The organism is Helicobacter macacae MIT 99-5501 (assembly GCF_000507845.1).
In the GTDB taxonomy this organism is placed as follows: domain Bacteria; phylum Campylobacterota; class Campylobacteria; order Campylobacterales; family Helicobacteraceae; genus Helicobacter_B; species Helicobacter_B macacae.
In genome coordinates, this window is record NZ_KI669456.1 from 100,647 (window position 1) to 119,053 (window position 18,407).

Sequence of the window (18,407 nt, forward strand, 5' to 3'; positions counted from 1 at the left end):
TTTCTTTAAGCAAAAAACACAAGATTTTGCTTACAAAGCCACGTCTTTATAGCAAAGCAACTTAAAGCGATAAAAAGTTTTGCAAAATTTGCAAGCCGATTTTGTGGCTTTTTTCGGGGTGGGCTTGGATACCTAGCACATTATCTTTTGCGACAATAGAGGGAAACCTAGTAGCTTCTACCTCACTTTTTTTGTGGCTTTTGCTAGGCTCGCTATATTTACACCACGCCAAAACATCTCTCTCATCGACATTGCTCGCATAATATGAATGCACAAAGTAAAGATACGCACCATTTGGCACACTATCTAAAAGCGAGTGAGGAGGCACGCAAATCTTTTGCTTATCCAAGTTTGCACCCTCACTAGCAAAAAAGTTTTGATTCCACCCGATATGAGGCGTGCGCAAATCCTCCCCAAACTTCACAATCTCTCCTTTTAAAAGCCCTAGCCCTCTATGCTCTCCAAACTCATAGCTTCGCTCAAAAAGTAGCTGCATACCCACACAGATTCCAAGCATATATTTGCCACTTTTGACAAACTTTGCTATCGCTTCATCAAACCCACTTTTCCTAACTAGCCCCACAACATCGCCAAACGCACCTACACCGGGCAAAATCACCTTGTCATAATCGCACAATTTATGCGGGCTAGACTCTGTGGCAAGGCAAGCACCAAGATATGCAAATGAATTTCTCACACTTCCTAGATTTCCCGCTCCGTAGTCGATGATAGCGATATTTTGTGTTTTCATTGTCGCGCTTTTGATACTTTTGACACTTACTAAACTATCTTGCTAAACGAACTCTAAAATATCATTTCCCAACGACTTGCTGACACCGCTTGCATAGCCCGCCACTAGAGCTTGCCATATATCGCCAGCACCGCTCGCATTTGCACTCGCCACTTTTGTGTATAGTATAGTTTTTGCCCTCTATCTCTATCTTGGCGATTTTTTCGCCAAGCTTTTTGCTCTCTTCACTTACTATAAGCCACTTAGCACTTTCTTTGAAATCGCCAAAATCCCCCACCACACAAAGCTCAAGCCCTGATTTTACTACCCCGTCTTTTTTTAGGCTATCAAGCGTTTCGTTAAATTTATTTCGTAGCTCAAGAAGCAGGGTAAAATCTACATTTTCCTTATCACTAGCAATATCTTTGTAAGATTCTAGTGGGGCAATCTCAAAAACGCCAAATTCTCCCCCTACACCCAAAATCTTGGGCGCAAAAGAGAGTGCTTCCTCTATGGTGTAGGTAAGCACAGGTGCTAGCAAATGGCACAAATGGCTTAAAATCACTGCCATTACACTTTGGTGTGCCACTCTCTCTTTGCCATTTTTTTCATCACAATACAAGCTATCTTTGCACAAATCCAAGTAGATTCCGCTTAGCTCGTTGCTAATGAAGTATGAGAGAATCTGCATAGCACTGATGAAATTATACTCTTTGAAATGCGCCCTAGCTTGGCTAAACGCGCTAAAAGCCCTGCTTAAAATAAACCTATCTATCTGCCCTAAATCACTCTCTTTAGCCAAGCGGTCCAAATCACTCACATTTGCCATAAGGAATCTAATAGTATTGCGGATTTTTTTATACTGCTCGCTTACTTGCTTTAGTATGTCATTTGAGATTTTTTGGTCATTTTGATAATCACTTAGCGCTACCCAAAGTCGCAAAATCTCACTACCATATTGCTTTAGCACTTCTTGAGGTAGGACTACATTACCCTTTGATTTGCTCATTTTTTGCCCATTTGCATCCATTGTAAATCCGTGAGTAAGCACGGCTTTATACGGTGCCCGCCCTTGCAAAGCACAGCTTAGCAAAAGAGAGCTTTGAAACCACCCTCTATGCTGGTCGCTCCCCTCCAAATACATATCGCTAGGATATTCTCCCGCATCATAGATTCCGCTTTTTAGCACGGCATTCCAAGTGCTACCGCTATCAAACCACACATCTAGTATATGCTCGCATTTTTCGTATTTGTGCGCTTGAGACTTGTGGCTTGAGGGAAGTAGCTCTTCTATCTCTTTGTCCCACCACGCATCACAGCCCTCTTTTTCAAATGTCTTTGCGATAGATTCTAGCACAGCTTCATCTAGCAGTGGCTCGCCACTTTCTTTGTCGATAAAAAACGCAATAGGCACTCCCCAATCACGCTGTCTAGAGATACACCAATCAGGGCGATTTTCTATCATAGCATTTATGCGATTGCGTCCGCTTGCAGGATAAAATCTAGTCTCATCTATCGCCTTTAGCGCGACTTCTCGCAAAGACTTGCCATCTAAAAATGGCTTATCCATTAGGATAAACCACTGCTTTGTTGCACGATATATCACAGGCTCGTGTGTGCGCCAGCAGTGCGGATATGAGTGGACAAATTTAGAGCAAGAGATGAGATTCTCCCCTAGTAGCTCTAGGATTTTCTCATTTGCCTTAAAAATATGCAAGCCAACAAAATCATTTGCCACACTACTAGGCAATAGCTCGCACACGCTCTCATCATAGCAGCCTTTATCATTCACAGGCATCAAAATCTGTGTGGGATTGTATTTTGTCATTTTTGCTTCATCAGCATATTTTAGCCACAAGAAATAGTCATCTTCGCCGTGTCCGGGTGCTGTATGCACAAGCCCGCTTCCCCCCTCCATAAGCACGTGCTCACCTAGCAAAATCACAGATTTTCGCTCATTTAGCGGGTTTATCGCTTCGCAGTATTCTAGCTCTTTTGCATAGATTTCTTTGAGAATCTCGCCTTTTGTTATGCCCTTGTCGATTAGAGAATCTAGCAGTGGCTTTGCTAGTAAATATCCCTCACTTGTGATGACATAGATTTCATTTGGATTTAGCGCGATAGCTTGATTTGATAGAAGCGTCCAAGGCGTGGTAGTCCATATCACTGCTTTTATCTCTTTATTTGGCTCTAGGGCGAGTTTTTGCTTTGATTCTTGCGTGAGAGAAAATCCCACAAAAATACTATAATCCTCTTTGTCTTTATACTCTACTTCCGCTTCAGCTAGCGCACTTCTAGCTGCCCAGCTCCAAAATATCGGCTTAGAGCGAGTGGCTAGCAAGCCCTTTTTTGCCACTTCACAAAGCGTGCGATAGATATTTGCCTCAAAGGCAAAATCCATAGTTTTATATGGATTTTCAAAATCCCCCAAAACCCCCATTTGCTTAAATTCATCTGCTTGGATTGCGAGGTATTTAGTAGCGTGAGCGCGACACAGCTCACGGATTTTAGATTTTGGCAGAGTATCTTTTTTTGCCTTTCCTTGTGCATCTTTGCCAAGAGATTTTTCTACTTGCTGTTCTATGGGTAGTCCGTGGCAGTCCCAGCCCGGTGTATAGCGCACTGCATCGCCATTAAAAAAATGTGTCTTTATGACAATATCTTTTAGGATTTTATTTAGCGCGTGCCCTATGTGGAGATTGCCATTTGCATAAGGGGGACCATCGTGTAGAGTGAAAGTCTTTTGTGGATTGTGCGTATTTGTAGCACGCAAGGAGCGCATTTTGTGATAAGCTGCGCAATCTTTTTGCCATTTTTCATAGATTTTTGGTTCATTTTGGGGTAGATTGCCCCGCATTGGGAAATCTGTCTTTGGCAACAACAAAGTGTCTTTATAGTCCATTTAGTGTCCTTTAGTAAAGTTTATAGGCAAGTTTTTAGGTTTTAGGCAAAATCTAAAATGCTTAAAAAACGCTATTGTAGCCAAAAAATACCTCAAAAAAGCTTAGTGCAACGCCCGCTTGCCAAAAGTTGCTCCCCACAAGCCTAAATTGCTAAAAGCAAATCACAAAATCCAAAATCTTTTTTTTCCTAAAAAAAATTCTTGCAATTTTTGCAAACCTAGCACGCCCCATATTTATAATAAGCCGCGCAAGCCCCTTCAGAGCTTACCATACAGCTTCCTAGCGGGTGGCTAGGGATACAAGATTTGCCAAACACTTTGCAATCTAGTGGCTTTGCCACCCCGCGCAGTATATCTCCACAGCGACAAGATTTGTTATCTGCTATGGGGGTAAAATCTAAAACCTCTTCAAACTCACGCATCGCGTCATAAGCACGATACTCTTTGCGCAATCTTAAGCTAGAGTTTGACACTTCGCCTAGCCCCCTCCACTCAAAGCTAGGCGCGATTTCAAAAAATGTATTTACTAGCTCTTGTGCTTTTTGATTGCCCTGCATATTTACTACGCGAGTGTATTGCACTTCTAGCTTTGGGTTTGCATTGTGGGTTTGTATGTCATTTGCTTGGCTAGCTAGCATAGCGATACTTTGCATCATATCCACAGGCTCAAAGCCACTTACCACAATTGGAATGCGATATTTCTCTAGCAATGGTTTGTAGATTTTCGCACCTGTGATGACGCTTACGTGAGATGGAGCGATAAGCGCGTTTATAGCGCAATCTTTGGAATCTAGTATGGCTTCTAGCGGTGGAGGGACTAGGATATGATTTATATGAAAAAATAGATTTTGGCATTTTGCTTCTATGGTGCGAGATAGCAGTGCGGCAGTCATAGGCGTAGTCGTCTCAAATCCGATAGCAAAAAACACGACTTTTTTGCTTGGATTTTCTAGTGCGATTTGCAGGGCTTGGCTAGGCGAGTAGAGAAACCTCACATCTGCGCCTTTGGCACGGGCATCTTGGAGAGAGCCATTACTCCCCGGGACCTTTAGCATATCGCCAAGCGTTAGCAGAATCACATCTTTTTGCATAGCGATAGTGTATGCTTGGTTTATGCGAGATTTTGGCATCACACACACAGGGCAGCCCGGTCCGTGTATGCACTCAATATTGCTTGGCAAAAGCCCCTTTAGCCCATAGCGCATAAGCGTGTGAGTATGCCCTCCACACACTTCCATCATTTTTAGTGGAGTTTTTAGATTTTTTGCTAGTTTGTGGATTTGCTTTGATAGGGCGAGAATGGCGTCTTTTTGGCGAAATCCATCTAGCAAAAGAGAAGTGCTTAAAGAGGCTGAAGTTTTTGCAGAAGCGTCTGCAAAGGCACTTGCAGAAGCATTTGGAGTAGAATCTTTGCTAGACATTGCCCTATCCTTAAAAATATGTGAATCTAAAATACGCCCAAAATATTATGGCTTAAACTCACTTGGCAAGCTACTATAAGACTCCTCGACTACGGAGAAATCTGGCTTTTCGCCCTCATACTTAGCTATGTCTTGTTGGCTTAGTGGCGTCCAAGTAAGGCTTTCCCCTAGCCACCCCTTTTTATCTAGGCTTGCCCTTAGTGATAGATTGCCATTAGATTCTATGGTGATTTTTAGGTAGTAAGTCTTGCCATCATCGTAGTTATACACCTCTCCACCCTCATATACACACTCATCAGCAGATTTTGATAGCCCATAGACAAACACCGCACCTTTATCCACACGCTCTCTTAGCTTTGGATTTGGGTTTTTTATATCTTTTTTGGGTCCGCTACCATCGACATTTGCATAGCCATAGGCGTAGATTTTGGTTTTGCTACCATTGCTTTTTGTGAAAAACTCCACGATACTTTGACGCCCGCTTTTGCCTATGTGGGTTTTGTAGTGCTTTGTCTTAGTGCCTAGCTCACATTCTTTTGTTTGAGCTATGCTAGCAGAGCCAAGCCCCAAAGCAAAGCAAGCCACTAGCCCAAAGCCACTCCAAAATCCACTTCCTATATGTCTGTAATTTTTCATCTACTCTCCTTTATGGTTTTTGTGATTTTATTGCGTTTTTTGTGCTGTGTCATATTGCTCATCTATGTATTCATCATCGTCCATACTTGCTACTATTTCCTCATATAGCTTTATGGATTCTAGCGCGGATTGTGTATCAATCTTGCTCATCACATAGCCGATATGCAATAGCACATATTCCCCCACTTGGACTTCATCTTGCATCAAATCTAGGCTTGCCTCACGGCTAACGCCTAGCGTCTCTATGGTAGCAGTATTGCTAGATTTGTCTATGGATATGACTTTTGATGGGATAGCTAGACACATTTACTCTCCTTTTTGTTAGACATTTGATACAAAAATCCTAAAACTTATGTTTGGAATGATACCCTTTCATTTTGCATTCCACAATAAAAGTGCGCACTTTTTGGATAGAATCTATGTCATTTTTGCTTGTGAGAAAGATAGGAATGCCTTTTTTTAGCTTAGCCAAATCGCTCTTTACCCGCTCCAAATCAAAGCTAAAATGCTCTATTAAGTCTGCTTTGGAAATGATAAGCGCGTCTGCACACAAAAACATCGTAGGATACTTTAGCACCTTGTCATCGCCCTCTGGCGTGGATAAAAGCACGATATTTATATCCGCACCGAGATTGTAGCTCGCTGGACACACGAGATTGCCGACATTTTCGATAAACAGATAGCCTACGCTATCTAAGGCATTGCTAGATTTTAGATGATGATATGCCTCCTCTATCATACTAGCATCTAGATGGCAGGCTTCGCCTGTGAGGATTTGATAAGCGTTTATGCCTTTTGCTTTTAGCCTATCAGCATCGCGATTTGTCTGCAAATCTCCCTCAATAACAGCAAACCCAAAATCGCTAGATTTTGTGCTAGATTCTGCAAGGGTTTCTAAAAATGTCGTTTTTCCACTGCCTGCAGAGCTCATAAGGTTTATCACATATAGTCCATCTTGCGCGTATAGCTCACGCATTTGCAGGGCTTTTTTGTCGTTTTTGCTTAGCACTTTTTGGATAACTTCCATAGTTATGCTTTGGGTTGTGTTTTGAGATTTTGTTAGATTGTCTTTCATTGTGGATTTCCTTTTTGGTTTTTTTTAGCAGTTGTATGAAAGGCTAAAGTGGCTATATAAAAGACATAGACAAAAACATAAGATGAGATAGGACAAACCCAAGCAATATCCAAAGCTAGCGTGAGATTTTATCCAAATATCACACAAGAATATTTCACAAGATTTTTGCACAATGCTTTTTACAGCGGGCTTTTTAGCGCACCTTGTAGCAAAATCTCACTACCCAAAACCACCACCCAAAGCTAAGCTAGATAAACATTTTTAGCGGATAGCTCTCTTTGCTTGTCTTCTTTAGCTCCATATATGCCACAACCCCGCGCATATCCTCGCTATTTCGGCTAGATTTTATCTCGCTTTGCGCTCTATCTATCATCTCTAGTTCAAGTAGCACATACACAAACGCCTTATGCACCCTCTCGCTTTTATCACTCAAATCACTAAAGATTCTTAACCATTTATCAGGGCTTAGCTTGGCGTGCGTAGACTTTGCTAGAGCCAAATAATCATCGCCATCAAACCCCACTCCCTCACCCAAAGCGATGATTTGACTAGAATCTAGCGGGCAAGATTCTAGCGCAAGGCAAGTTTGCAAGGCATTGTGCAAAGAGGGCTTATCAAGGTAGTCTTGGACTTCAAGGGCTTTTTTTATCTCTTTTGGCACACCACCCTCACAGATAATCCCAAGCGCAAATCGGCGAGATAGCAAAGGCTTAGTAGGGTCTTTTATCACTTCAAGGGCATTTTTGGCACTTTTAAGGGCGTAGTTTTGCCAATTTTTCACCACAAATGGAGAATCTTTTTCTAAGTGATATTTGTTTATCTCCTCATATTTTCCATTACTAATGCTTACAAGTCGTGCCAAAAGTTTGTCTATGCGGGAGTTTCCGCATTCTTGTGAGCCTAAATTTGGCAGTAGCTCAAAGCGAGATATGATAAGCGATAGAGTGCGCAAATGTGGGTTTTTTATCGCATTTGGCGATGGTTTAGCAACTCTTTTAGAAAAATTTTCAAAAAGTTTTGAGCGGATTTTTAGGGCGTTTGCTATGAGAGAGGCAGTATCTGCGATGTCATTTAGGCTTTGCTTTGGATTTTTTAGCAGATTTTGCCCTATGCTTTTTTGTGGATTTTGCAGTGCGCTACTTTGGACTACTTGCACTGCCACATTTTCACGCGTGGCATTGGCACTTTTGGCATTTTGCGTGCTAGAGTGTATCTCATCTATTGTTGGATAAGTGTTTTGTGGATGGGCATTTTGTGTGGCTTGGAAAAGCACTTGAGAGATTAGAGAGTCCAAATCCTCATAGTTATTTCTACGCACGATAAGCGAGCGCACCCAGCTATACGCAAAAAATAGCGAGCTATACACAAAAAACACCACCAAAACTAGCACTATCCACACAGCGATATGCAGGCTCATACCAAACGCACTATATTCTTGTGTGTCAGTGATAGTGTATGCTCCGATATATACAGCGATGATAAAAAACAGCGAAAACAACGCGTAGTATTTAAACTTCAATCTAACTCCTCTACTTTGATTTCAAACATTTCTAAAGCACCTACACTTCTTTTAAGCACCCAACCTCGCACTTCAGTCCCAAACGCTCCCAAAAAAGCGAAAATCTTGCAATACTTCACGCCAAAATTTGCAAAGATTTACCAAGACTTCGCCACAGACTTAGCTGCCTTATCATCATTTGCTTTTTCATTTTTGGCTACTCTTTGGGATTTCTCATAGACTTCACGGCAGTCGATACAATATCGCGCGTGAGGCTTAGCACGCAGTCTATCTGTGCTTATCTCATCATCACACATTTCACAAATCCCATAAGTGCCATCTGCAATCTTTTGCAACGAGCTCTCTACCTCTTGCAATTCTAAAGCATATTTTTCAATAATGAGACAATCAAGCTGCCCTTGAATATGCGCTACTGCCAAATCGCTATCATCTTTTAGCGCACTAGAGTGCAAATCTTTGATATTACCATTTCTAGAATCCAAAATCTCTAATAGACTTTTATGTCTAATTTCCAAAATATTTTCAAATTCCCTAAACTTCGTTTTTGTTTGGCGTTTTGTATTCTGTTTTGCGCACTTTTTGTGTGGCATTTTTGCTCCTTATTTGTGGTATGGGTGGTGGTGGATAATGCTTAGAGCACGATAGATTTGCTCTAGCAAAACAACGCGAACGATTTTGTGTGAGAATGTCAAATCACTAAGGCTAATCGCACTTGTTTTGGAGATAAACTCATCATCAAATCCATAAGGACCCGCGATAAAAAAACGCAAATCCGCTTTAGACTGCCTCACGCTATCGACAAGCTGTGAGAACTGAATGCTATCAAGTTTCATTCCTCTAGGGTGAAGTGCGATAGAATCCGCCTTTGTCCCAAGTAGCGGGCTAAAGGCTTTTGTATATGTCGCTTGAGCTAGGCTTGCACTTTTGTTTTGCTGTGAATTTTGCGCTCTTTTTAGTTTTTGATTTTGCCATTTTTGGCTTTTGTTGTGCTTGTGAGCGACTTTGTGAGCACTATCTATGTCGGTGTTAAATATTGATTCTACACACACGCTTGCATTAAATGTTTGGCATAGCTTTTGATAATGCCACTCTAGCGGTGTCATAGGCATCGACTTAGATATGGTGTAAAGCAGGATTTTCATAGCCATAAGGATTGAGATACAAACTCAAATCTTTTAGCGTCTTGCGCAAATCGCCTCGTGCTACCACCATATCAATAAGCCCGTGTTCAAGCAAAAATTCCGCCGTCTGAAAGCCCTCTGGCAAATCCGCACCGATAGTTTGCTTAATCACTCTTGCTCCTGCAAAGCCTATCATCGCTCCGGGCTCTGCAATGATAATATCCCCCAAAAATGCAAAACTAGCACTCACCCCACCAAAAGTCGGGTCTGTAAGCACAGAAAAAAACGGCAATGAATGCTCGCTTAAGCGATTTAGCGCAGCAGAAGTCTTTGCCATTTGCATAAGCGAGTAAGTGGATTCTTGCATTCTGGCTCCACCGCTTGTAGATACGATAAGCAATGAGTGCTTTTTCTCACACGCCCTACTTATCGCTCGGACGATTTTCTCTCCCTCTACCGAGCCCAAGCTCCCTCCCATAAACGCAAAATCAAATACTACGATTTGAAAAGGGACTTTTTCTATCAAGCCCTCGCCTGCTATGACAGAGCTAGGACGCCCTGTTTTTTGGGTGTATTTTTTTACTCTTGCCTTGTAGCTTTCTTTATCGACAAAATCAAGCGGGTCAACAGGGGCTAACCCCTTATCAAATTCTACAAAACTCCCATCATCGCAAAGTAGATTGATTCTTTCATTTGCCGAAATTCTAAAGTGATGATTGCATTTGGGGCATACTTGTCCGTGCTCATAGACTTCTTTATAATACATTAGCGAGCCGCATTTGTCGCATTTTACCCAATGGCTTGAAGTATCTTTAGCACTTCTTTCTTCATCGCGTTTGAGGTTTTTTAGAAAATCTACAAAACCCATTCTCTCTCCTTATACCTATCTTGTTTTGGTGTTGTATTTGTGGGATTGGTGTTCTTAGCGTGCGTTTGTCAAAGATTGCCTAAAAATTACTTAAGAATTCATTTTGAATCTGCTTTAGTCCAAAACAATCCCTGAAATCATATCAAAAATTTCCTTATACTTGCTGACAAGCAAAAAGAACGCACCATTTTTATCCACTATTTCCCTGATATGCAAATCCCGAGCCAAAAACTGCCCAGCTTTAGCATCATATCGCCTACTTTTCCCACCAAGAAGCAAAAATCTCCCCTCCAAGCAATACGCCCAAGATAGCGCACCCGCACCTAGTGAGCGGAATTTAACCTTGTGATTGTGTAGCTTTGCCACCACGCTAGGATTGCAATACGCCCGCTCAAAGATTCCACATTTTGGGGGTTGTAGCGGCGGTGTGTTTTCATCATCGGCGATAGGTTTTGGGTGCAAAATCTCCTCTCTAAATAGATGAAGTTTTGTATATGAAAGAGAAATTTCATCTAGCGAATTTTGGGTGTTTGAGGGTTTGCAATCCCGCTTAGAATCCGCCCTGTCATAGAATACCTCGCCACTGCAAAAATTCATAATGCACGCTTCTTTTACGCTGCCATCTTTATCACAAAGTGCCAAAGAAGCACCATAGTATGGAATGTTTGAGAGATAGTTATCACTGCCATCAAGTGGGTCTAGCACGATAATATCACTTGATTCCCCCCTGCATTTTATAAGCCCCCCCTCTTCAGAATCAAGGCTTGCAATGCCAAGCAGTGCCTCCCCAAACTCCTCCTCACACAGCAAATCCGCCCCGATACTTATATCCCCTCCAGCTCCCTTGCTATGTCGCACAAACATTGCCCTATCTCTTTTAGCAAGGATTGGGGCTAGCTTTGCTCCAGCTTTTATACAGCCCATCAAAAATTGACTTGTTTGTAGCAACTCATCAAATTTCATCATTTTTCCTTAAAAACAATCCTAACAAAACTCTATCTAGCAATCCACTTGCAATTCACTTAAAAAAGCTACAAATCCCTTACAAATCTATGAGCGATAATCCGCATTTATCGAAATGTATTGCGGTGTCAAATCACAACCATAAGCCTTTGCAGATTTTGCGCTATTTGTGTTTTTTAAATCAGCGATTATGCTTACTTCATCAAATCCTAAAATCCTTGTTGCTTTTTTTTCATTGATTTGCAAGGCTTGCCCATTTTTCATTATGATGATTTCCCCGCCTTTGCTTGTGATTTTTAAATCTAGCTTTTCTTTTGGGAATTCAACCCCCGCATATCCCATAGCACACAAGATTCTACCCCAATTTGCATCATTGCCATACACCGCACACTTTACAAGATTTGAGCTGATGATAGATTTTGCTAGCTTGCGTGCTACACGCTTGCTTGGAGCATTTTGCACGCTAGCAGTGATTAGCTTGCTTGCTCCCTCGCCGTCTTTTGCGATTTGGCGAGATAGCTCATCACATATCATCATAATCCCTTGCACAAACGACTTATAATCCACGCTCCTCTCATCGACTATAAGCTCATTTTTTGCAGTTTTATTACTAAGGGCTAGCACCATATCATTTGTCGAAGTGTCCCTATCCACGCTTATCATATTAAAGGTATTTTTGGTTACTTTTTTTAGGGCTTTTTGGAGGAGTTTTTGAGAGATATTTATATCAGTGATGACAAACCCAAGCAATGTCGCCATATTTGGGTGTATCATTCCGCTACCTTTGGCTATGCCAGCTAAGCGGATTTTTGAGCCATTTTTGCTTCTAAACTCTAGCGCGCATTGCTTTTGGTGTGTGTCTGTCGTCATTATCGCTTTTGCTGCGTTGCTAGCGCAAACTTCACTAGAGCCTTTTGCTTTGGCAAGGTTTAGGATTCCTTTTTTTATTTTTGGCATTGGCAAAGGCACGCCAATCACCCCTGTGGAAGCCAAAAGCGTAGAGTGAAAATCTATATCTAGCGCGATACTCGCACTTAGCGCACTCTCTAAGCAGTCTTTTTTGCCTCTCTCTCCCGTGCAAGCATTTGCGTTACCTGCATTTATGATGACAGAGTGAAAGTAGGGCGTGTCTTTTAGTCGCTCTATGTTGTATTCTACGCAGGCAGCCCGCACCCTATTGCGCGTGAAAACCCCAGCAGCCACACAAGGAGTAGCACTATAAAGTAGTGCCATATCAAGCCTATCTTTATACTTCACGCCAGCTTTTATGCCTGCAAACTCAAATGAGGGCAGGATTTCTAAGCCTTTTTTTAGCATTCGCATTTTTGGAGCAAAATCCTTGATAGATTTTTGGGTGGATTTTGTAGGTATCTTTGTGGCGTTTGCAGCTGTATTTGCATTGGTTTTTGCTTTTATGGGCTTTAGATGAAATGTCGTGGTGGATTTTGTGCTTGGTTTGGATTTTGGAGCGGTTTTGGGTGTGGGCTTTGTGCTAGATTTTGTGCGTGATTTTGGGGCGGATTTTGCTACATTTGGCTCTGGTGTGCTTGTCGTTTTTGTATTGCTAGAGCGTAGATTTTGAACTATTTGACTAGGGGTTAGAGGTGGATTTTTTGCAGGATTTTGTGAGCCATTATTTTGCGGATTAGGATTTTTGTTTTTAGAATCTGCGGAAGTATTTTTTAGATTTGATGAGTTCATTTTATCTCCTTAAAAATCTTTGTAGCAAAATCTTTTGCGCCTTTGCTAGAGTTGCCCCCCAAATCGTGTGCTAAAAATCGTGCCAAAAATTTGTGAGATTTTACACTACAAAACTTAAGTTTTAGCAATTTTTAGATTTTGCTTTTTGCTAAAAAATCTTTCCAAAGCCCTAAAAAGCCTTAAAAAATATCAAAAAAAATTTCCCCAAAATCTCTCCTGTAATATTTTAGGCAATATTTTAGATTTTTGTAAGTGTGTTTTGTGTGTTTAGGCTTAGCTCATAGCGATTAGCATTTGTTCGCAAATCCCAGCCCTGCGTTTTCCAAAAGGCATTACCGATTAGATTTTCGCTAAAGGCAATAAGCGCAATCGAAGTGATACACTCCCTCTTAAACCCCTCTAGTGCGTAAGCCACCATAGATTTGCCGATACCTTGCAAGCGGAAATCTTTATGCACGCAGGCGTGATAAATACTTCCATAGCGTCCATCGTGTCCACACAAGATAGAGCCTACGATTTTTGGTTTGCTATCTTTGCTTTGAAGTGCCAAACCTCTAAGCACCAAATCGTGCCCCTGCTTGTCTTTTTGGCTTGTTATTTCTGCGACAACGCTAAGATTTGGATTGCGCTTTAGAAATCTCTCTATCCCCTCACGCGAGTCATCTACACTGCGGATATAAAACCCCTCAATATGCGCCCACAAATGAGCCACCGCTTCATAGTCATCAATACTCATAGGACGGATATGGATAATGTGTTGATTTTGCATTTTTTGCACTTTTGATTTTTCAGGTTTTAGCCATTTTTATGGAAAAAGTGGCACAGATTCAAGCCCTGTGCGCTCACTAATCCCAAAGAGTAAATTCATATTTTGCACAGCTTGCCCAGCTGCACCTTTGATGAGGTTATCTAGCGTAGCAGTGATGATTATGCGGTTTGTGCGAGTGTCAAAATACGGCGCAATATCGACAAAATTACTCCCCTCTACCCAGCGCGTTTGCGCACTCATATCCGCTTCCAAAATCCGCACAAATCTTTCCCCCTCATAAAAATCTTTATAAACTTGTGTTAGCAAGTTTTTAGGAGAATCTGCTTTGTGTAGCTCTCTTGCAAAATCTTCACTTGGCGAAGCATAGATTGTGGCAAATATCCCGCGATTCATCGGCACTAAATGAGGAGTGAAGCTAAGCGTGATTGGCTCTTTTGCTAGTTTTGAGAGAGTTTGCTCGATTTCAGGTGTGTGGCGATGAGAAGCGATAGAGTAGGCTTTGAAGTTTTCATTCACCTCGCAAAAAAGCGTATCGACTTTTACTCCTCTGCCCGCACCTGATACGCCAGATTTTGCATCTATGAGTATGCTAGAAATATCTATCTTTTTACTAAGTTTCGCGCTATGTTTATCAAGTTTTGATTTTGAGGATAGAAGCGGAGCTAGGGCTAAAGTAGCACAAGTAGGATAGCAGCCCGGATTTGCAATTAGCCTAGCGGATTTGATTTGTTCTCTATTTAGCTCACAAAGCCCATATACAGCTTCTTTTAGTAGATTTGGATTGCTATGGGGAGCGTGATACCACTGCTCAAAAACACTTGGATTTTCCAATCGAAAATCCGCACTCAAATCAATCACTTTAGCGCAATCTAGTATGCCCTCATCTAAAATCTTGGCACAAAAATTATGCGGTGTCGCACAAAAAAGCACATCAATTTGCTTAGCAAGCTTTGTTAGATTTTCCCCATTTATGCACTCCAAAGGCAGGATTTCAAAAAAGTTTTGATACGCTCTTGTGTAGGGCTTGCCATCAAAACTTTGAGAGCCAAGCCAGATAATCTGTGCTTGTGGGTGTGCGACCAAAAGCCTTACAAGCTCATTTGCGCTATATCCACTCGCACCCAAAATCCCCACTTTTATCATATTTGCCATTTTTTGCCTTATTTTATTTCTTTTTGATAAGTTTATGCCTAAGCACCGCTTTAGCCAAAACGAAATTATATAGCAAAAATGTATTTTTGTAGTTGAAGTTTGCAAGCTGTGTTATTTCTTTGTCTTGCGTTTTTTCCTGCCCTTTTTGCGAGATTTTTTGGTGGTTATTTTTTTGGGCTGTGTGGTGTTTTTCTGTTCTATGGTATCGCTTTTTGCATTTTTTGGTAGGGCATTAGATTTTCTTGTTTTGCGTTTTTTTCTTTTATATAGTTTTTTATACCTGCTTGTGCCTTTGTTTGCTTTTTTGCTCCCACTTTTATTTGCACCTTTATCCCCCCCAAACTCATACCCTAGTAGCATTCCAGCTTTTAGAATGTAGGGTTTATTAGTTATGCTATCTAGCACTCTATCGACAAACACTCCACCTATATCAGCATTTAGATAAAATCTACCATTATGATTTTGCAAAGGAAACTTTTGAGAAAAAACAAAGCTAGCAGAATATATAGCATTATTAAAAAATGTAGTGTTTTTATAGTTTGCTCCATTACCCAAATCAATACCAATAGATTTCAAAGAATTTAGCACTCCTCCTGCACTTCCTCGCAAGAGAAGTGAAGTGTTTTTTATCCTCAACCCCGTATCAAGTGCGACATTGCCAAATCCTAAATGATTAGCAGGCATATATGTGCCTTTAAGTGTAGCAGCATAGTAGAGATTTGCACTAGGATTTAGCACCCAAAAGACATTACCACTACTTCCTAGTGCAAAATCAAAGTTCTTTAGCACTCCTAGTCCAAATACAAGTGAATGACTAGCTAGCGTGCTAGAACCAAAGTAAGTATAATAAGCCACTCCTCTTAGATACAATCTATTTGCAACTGCTATCTTTAGCTTAGCTCCTATATCAAAGCCATTTTTTGAGTTGTAGTTATAATAGCGAGCAAATCCTCCGTTATTAAACGCACCAATTCCTACTTGATGTCCTAATCCATAATCATAGTTTATATAAGTGCCATCATAGTTATTAAGAATGTTATAGAGTATAAGGGTGTTGGTGGATTCGAGATGTAGTTGCTCATTTAGGGCTTGCGCATACTTTATCACTGATTGGAGTAGTTGCTCTGGTGTTGCGTTTTCAGGTGGAGTGAATTCACCTCCTTGGTTGCCACTACCCCCTGTGCCACCACCACTTATGGCACTGCTTTCATTAGGTTTGTTTATTACTTGCCCATTTGCTAGGGTTATATTTACTCCGCTTGTGCCGTCTTGATTTTTTAGGACAAAATCAGCTTCTTGCAGATATATGCCAAGTGGAGATTTTATACCCGCATTTTTGGTTACTACTTCTATGGTTAGCGTAGTTCCTTGCGTAGCCCTAATCATAGTAAGCCTAAGAGGTGAGCCATCATTTGCACTGCCACCCTCTCTGCTAACGATGAGCTTGCCTATGGTGTTGCTTCCTTGTGCCAAAGATAGCACGATTCCACAATCCGCATTTTGCTCTTGCGCTATTGTGAGAGATTCTGCTTTTAGCGTAGAATCTAGTTGTAGCAAGCCCGTGCCTGATATGACACAATGTCCTGTATATTTGCCACCAGAGCAAGTCATAGTAGGCACACCACACGCCGCCTTTGCTATCTCGCCACCTAGCAAAATCACCACAACCATAAAACCAATATGTGCAAAATGCGTGCAAAAAGAGATATTATTAAAGATTTTCATTGCTTTATCTATTGTAAGTGATTTTGCGCGATTTGCCTTTTGCTTTGTCGCTATTTTGTCTTTTTCACAAAGGCTAGATTATATCAAAAAATGCAAAAATAAGTGAATAATTCAACTTTCAAAATCTCTCCAGCTTTCACTGCGTAGCAAAAACAATAAGCACCAAAAAACTGCGCTAGCTTATCTTTCTAAACAAGTCAAGGATTCTAAACTTCGCTTTTCCCAAAGAAGCCTTAAAAACAAACTTTGCTCTATTTTTCTAAAAACTTTGATTTTTAATCCCCCATTTCACGCAGTTTTTGCACAAAATCTAACCCCCAATATTCACTCACAAGCGGACACTTCCATTGCCCTGCACGATATACTTGGTGGTGGTTAAATCTTTTGCGCCCATAGGTCCGCGTGCGTGGAGTTTTTGGGTGCTTATACCGATTTCTGCACCTAGCCCAAACTCCCCTCCGTCATTGAAGCGACTTGAGGCATTGACAAATACCGCGCTCGCATCGACATTTGCCACAAAATATTGGCTAGTTTGTAGGCTTTGGGTGATGATGATTTCGCTATGCTTTGAGCCGTATTTGGCGATATGAGCTAGGGCTTCTTCTATGGATTCTACTACCTTTATAGCTAGGATAAGTTCTCCAAACTCCCTGCCAAAATCATCTTGCTTGGCAGGCTTTATAAAATCCTTAAACTCCCTAGCAAACTCCAAAGACTCTAAAATCTCTAATCCCTTTTGACACACTCTCATTTCTACGCCACTTTTTCCTAGCCTCTCTACAAGGCTTGGCAAAATCTTGCTAGCGACTTGTCTATGCACTAGGGCGCACTCTAGCGCATTGCAAGCACTAGGGCGCGTGATTTTGGCATTTTGGCAAATATCTAGGGCATATTTTTCGCCCACTTCATCGATGTCTTTATCTATGTATGCGTGGCAGACACCCGCTTCGTGAAATATCACAGGGACTTTTGAATGCTCCAACACAAACTTTATAAGCCCTCTCCCGCCGCGCGGAATCAGCAAGTCTATAAATTCCCTAGAGTGCATTACTTCTATCATAATGCTTTGCATAAGATTTTGGCTAGAATCTTGCTCTAAATTGTTTGCTAAATCTTGCGCAGTATTTTGTGTAAAATCTAGGCTAGATTTTAGTATGTCTTGGGCTGATTTGGGGGTTAGTATCAGTATGCACTCTTTGTTTATGCCACACACACTCAACGCTTCTTTTAGTATATCACCCAAAATCTCATTTGAATGGCTTGCTTCTTTGCCTCCCTTTAGTAGTGCGCCATTGCCAGACTTGATACAAAGAGCGGCTGCGTCTATGGTTACATTTGGGCGAGATTCATATATGATTGCCACCACGCCAAGTGGGACAGCTACTTTTGTGATATTTATCCCACTAGGGCGCACACCCCCGCCCAAAACCTCGCCTATGACTTCGCTTTGTGCTTCTATCTCAAGCACAGAAGCTATCATAGAATCTATCTGCTTATCATCAAGCCTAAGTCGCTCAATAAGCGCGGGAGATAGCCCATTTTTTTGTGCTTGTGCTATGTCTAGGGCATTTGCTTTTTTTATCTGCTCTCTTTTGGATTCTAGGAGGCTAGCTATGGTTTTTAGCGTGGCATTTCTAGCTTTTGCACCAGCGCGCTCTAAATCATAGCTAGAATCTTTTAGATTTGCTAGTGCTGCGCGTATAGCACTAGCATTTTGTGGATTTTGCATTAGCATTCCTTGAAAAGTTACTTGGAAAGTTATTGACTTTTTGGCATATTTTTGTGCTGTATTTTACATTGTTTTTAAAATGCCAAATCCACTTTT

Annotated in this window: 16 protein-coding genes; all 16 read right to left on the bottom strand. The window is 41.3% G+C overall.

Annotation, left to right across the window (positions count from 1 at the left end):
* Positions 1–61: 61 nt before the first annotated feature.
* Positions 62–751, bottom strand: coding sequence for an imidazole glycerol phosphate synthase subunit HisH (gene hisH, locus HMPREF2086_RS10325; protein ID WP_023928805.1), 690 nt, complete (start codon positions 749–751; stop codon positions 62–64).
* Positions 752–812: 61 nt separating this feature from the next.
* Entirely contained in the window at positions 813–3,632 is a 2,820-nt protein-coding gene (ileS, locus tag HMPREF2086_RS10330; protein WP_023928806.1) for an isoleucine--tRNA ligase, read from the bottom strand.
* A 218-nt stretch (positions 3,633–3,850) separates the two neighbouring features.
* Positions 3,851–5,053, bottom strand: coding sequence for a hydrogenase formation protein HypD (hypD, locus tag HMPREF2086_RS10335; RefSeq protein ID WP_023928807.1), 1,203 nt, complete (start codon positions 5,051–5,053; stop codon positions 3,851–3,853).
* A gap of 45 nt (positions 5,054–5,098) precedes the next feature.
* Entirely contained in the window at positions 5,099–5,689 is a 591-nt protein-coding gene (locus HMPREF2086_RS10340; protein ID WP_023928808.1) for a DUF2147 domain-containing protein, read from the bottom strand.
* A gap of 27 nt (positions 5,690–5,716) precedes the next feature.
* Entirely contained in the window at positions 5,717–5,995 is a 279-nt protein-coding gene (locus HMPREF2086_RS10345; protein WP_023928809.1) for a HypC/HybG/HupF family hydrogenase formation chaperone, read from the bottom strand.
* A gap of 37 nt (positions 5,996–6,032) precedes the next feature.
* Entirely contained in the window at positions 6,033–6,764 is a 732-nt protein-coding gene (gene hypB / locus HMPREF2086_RS10350) for a hydrogenase nickel incorporation protein HypB (protein ID WP_023928810.1), read from the bottom strand.
* A gap of 247 nt (positions 6,765–7,011) precedes the next feature.
* Positions 7,012–8,283, bottom strand: coding sequence for a hypothetical protein (locus HMPREF2086_RS10355; RefSeq protein WP_023928811.1), 1,272 nt, complete (start codon positions 8,281–8,283; stop codon positions 7,012–7,014).
* Positions 8,284–8,420: 137 nt separating this feature from the next.
* On the bottom strand, positions 8,421–8,873 hold the full coding sequence (dksA, locus tag HMPREF2086_RS10360) for an RNA polymerase-binding protein DksA (RefSeq protein ID WP_023928812.1): 453 nt from the start codon (positions 8,871–8,873) through the stop codon (positions 8,421–8,423).
* Between the two features lie 9 nt (positions 8,874–8,882).
* Positions 8,883–9,386, bottom strand: a complete 504-nt coding sequence (locus HMPREF2086_RS10365) for a 23S rRNA (pseudouridine(1915)-N(3))-methyltransferase RlmH (RefSeq protein WP_023928813.1) — start codon at positions 9,384–9,386, stop codon at positions 8,883–8,885.
* Positions 9,387–9,396: 10 nt separating this feature from the next.
* The gene (gene accD / locus HMPREF2086_RS10370; protein WP_023928814.1) at positions 9,397–10,272 is read right to left on the bottom strand and encodes an acetyl-CoA carboxylase, carboxyltransferase subunit beta; all 876 of its coding nucleotides are present in this window, start codon (positions 10,270–10,272) and stop codon (positions 9,397–9,399) included.
* 114 nt (positions 10,273–10,386) lie between these two features.
* Positions 10,387–11,235, bottom strand: a complete 849-nt coding sequence (locus HMPREF2086_RS10375; protein ID WP_023928816.1) for an inositol monophosphatase family protein — start codon at positions 11,233–11,235, stop codon at positions 10,387–10,389.
* 87 nt (positions 11,236–11,322) lie between these two features.
* Positions 11,323–12,936 (bottom strand): bifunctional glutamate N-acetyltransferase/amino-acid acetyltransferase ArgJ, encoded by a 1,614-nt coding sequence (argJ, locus tag HMPREF2086_RS10380; protein ID WP_023928817.1) that lies wholly within the window; start codon positions 12,934–12,936, stop codon positions 11,323–11,325.
* 238 nt (positions 12,937–13,174) lie between these two features.
* Positions 13,175–13,705: a GNAT family N-acetyltransferase gene (locus tag HMPREF2086_RS10385; RefSeq protein WP_023928819.1), complete on the bottom strand. Its 531-nt coding sequence runs from the start codon at positions 13,703–13,705 to the stop codon at positions 13,175–13,177.
* A gap of 36 nt (positions 13,706–13,741) precedes the next feature.
* Positions 13,742–14,848: an N-acetyl-gamma-glutamyl-phosphate reductase gene (gene argC / locus HMPREF2086_RS10390; RefSeq protein ID WP_034561987.1), complete on the bottom strand. Its 1,107-nt coding sequence runs from the start codon at positions 14,846–14,848 to the stop codon at positions 13,742–13,744.
* Between the two features lie 120 nt (positions 14,849–14,968).
* Entirely contained in the window at positions 14,969–16,582 is a 1,614-nt protein-coding gene (locus HMPREF2086_RS10395) for a hypothetical protein (RefSeq protein ID WP_023928821.1), read from the bottom strand.
* Between the two features lie 328 nt (positions 16,583–16,910).
* Complete coding sequence (locus HMPREF2086_RS10400) at positions 16,911–18,311, bottom strand: glutamate-5-semialdehyde dehydrogenase (RefSeq protein WP_023928822.1); 1,401 nt, start codon at positions 18,309–18,311, stop codon at positions 16,911–16,913.
* Between the last annotated feature and the right edge of the window lie 96 nt (positions 18,312–18,407).

Bases quoted from the DNA above. Each gene is read 5' to 3' on its own strand.
- HMPREF2086_RS10395 (WP_023928821.1), bottom strand. From the start codon at position 16,582: ATGAAAATCTTTAATAATATCTCTTTTTGCACGCATTTTGCACATATT.
- HMPREF2086_RS10400 (WP_023928822.1), bottom strand. From the start codon at position 18,311: ATGCAAAATCCACAAAATGCTAGTGCTATACGCGCAGCACTAGCAAAT.
- HMPREF2086_RS10340 (WP_023928808.1), bottom strand. From the start codon at position 5,689: ATGAAAAATTACAGACATATAGGAAGTGGATTTTGGAGTGGCTTTGGG.
- argC (WP_034561987.1), bottom strand. From the start codon at position 14,848: ATGATAAAAGTGGGGATTTTGGGTGCGAGTGGATATAGCGCAAATGAG.
- hisH (WP_023928805.1), bottom strand. From the start codon at position 751: ATGAAAACACAAAATATCGCTATCATCGACTACGGAGCGGGAAATCTA.
- hypB (WP_023928810.1), bottom strand. From the start codon at position 6,764: ATGAAAGACAATCTAACAAAATCTCAAAACACAACCCAAAGCATAACT.
- HMPREF2086_RS10385 (WP_023928819.1), bottom strand. From the start codon at position 13,705: ATGCAAAATCAACACATTATCCATATCCGTCCTATGAGTATTGATGAC.
- HMPREF2086_RS10345 (WP_023928809.1), bottom strand. From the start codon at position 5,995: ATGTGTCTAGCTATCCCATCAAAAGTCATATCCATAGACAAATCTAGC.
- ileS (WP_023928806.1), bottom strand. From the start codon at position 3,632: ATGGACTATAAAGACACTTTGTTGTTGCCAAAGACAGATTTCCCAATG.
- accD (WP_023928814.1), bottom strand. From the start codon at position 10,272: ATGGGTTTTGTAGATTTTCTAAAAAACCTCAAACGCGATGAAGAAAGA.
- dksA (WP_023928812.1), bottom strand. From the start codon at position 8,873: ATGCCACACAAAAAGTGCGCAAAACAGAATACAAAACGCCAAACAAAA.
- HMPREF2086_RS10365 (WP_023928813.1), bottom strand. From the start codon at position 9,386: ATGACACCGCTAGAGTGGCATTATCAAAAGCTATGCCAAACATTTAAT.
- HMPREF2086_RS10375 (WP_023928816.1), bottom strand. From the start codon at position 11,235: ATGAAATTTGATGAGTTGCTACAAACAAGTCAATTTTTGATGGGCTGT.
- hypD (WP_023928807.1), bottom strand. From the start codon at position 5,053: ATGTCTAGCAAAGATTCTACTCCAAATGCTTCTGCAAGTGCCTTTGCA.
- argJ (WP_023928817.1), bottom strand. From the start codon at position 12,936: ATGAACTCATCAAATCTAAAAAATACTTCCGCAGATTCTAAAAACAAA.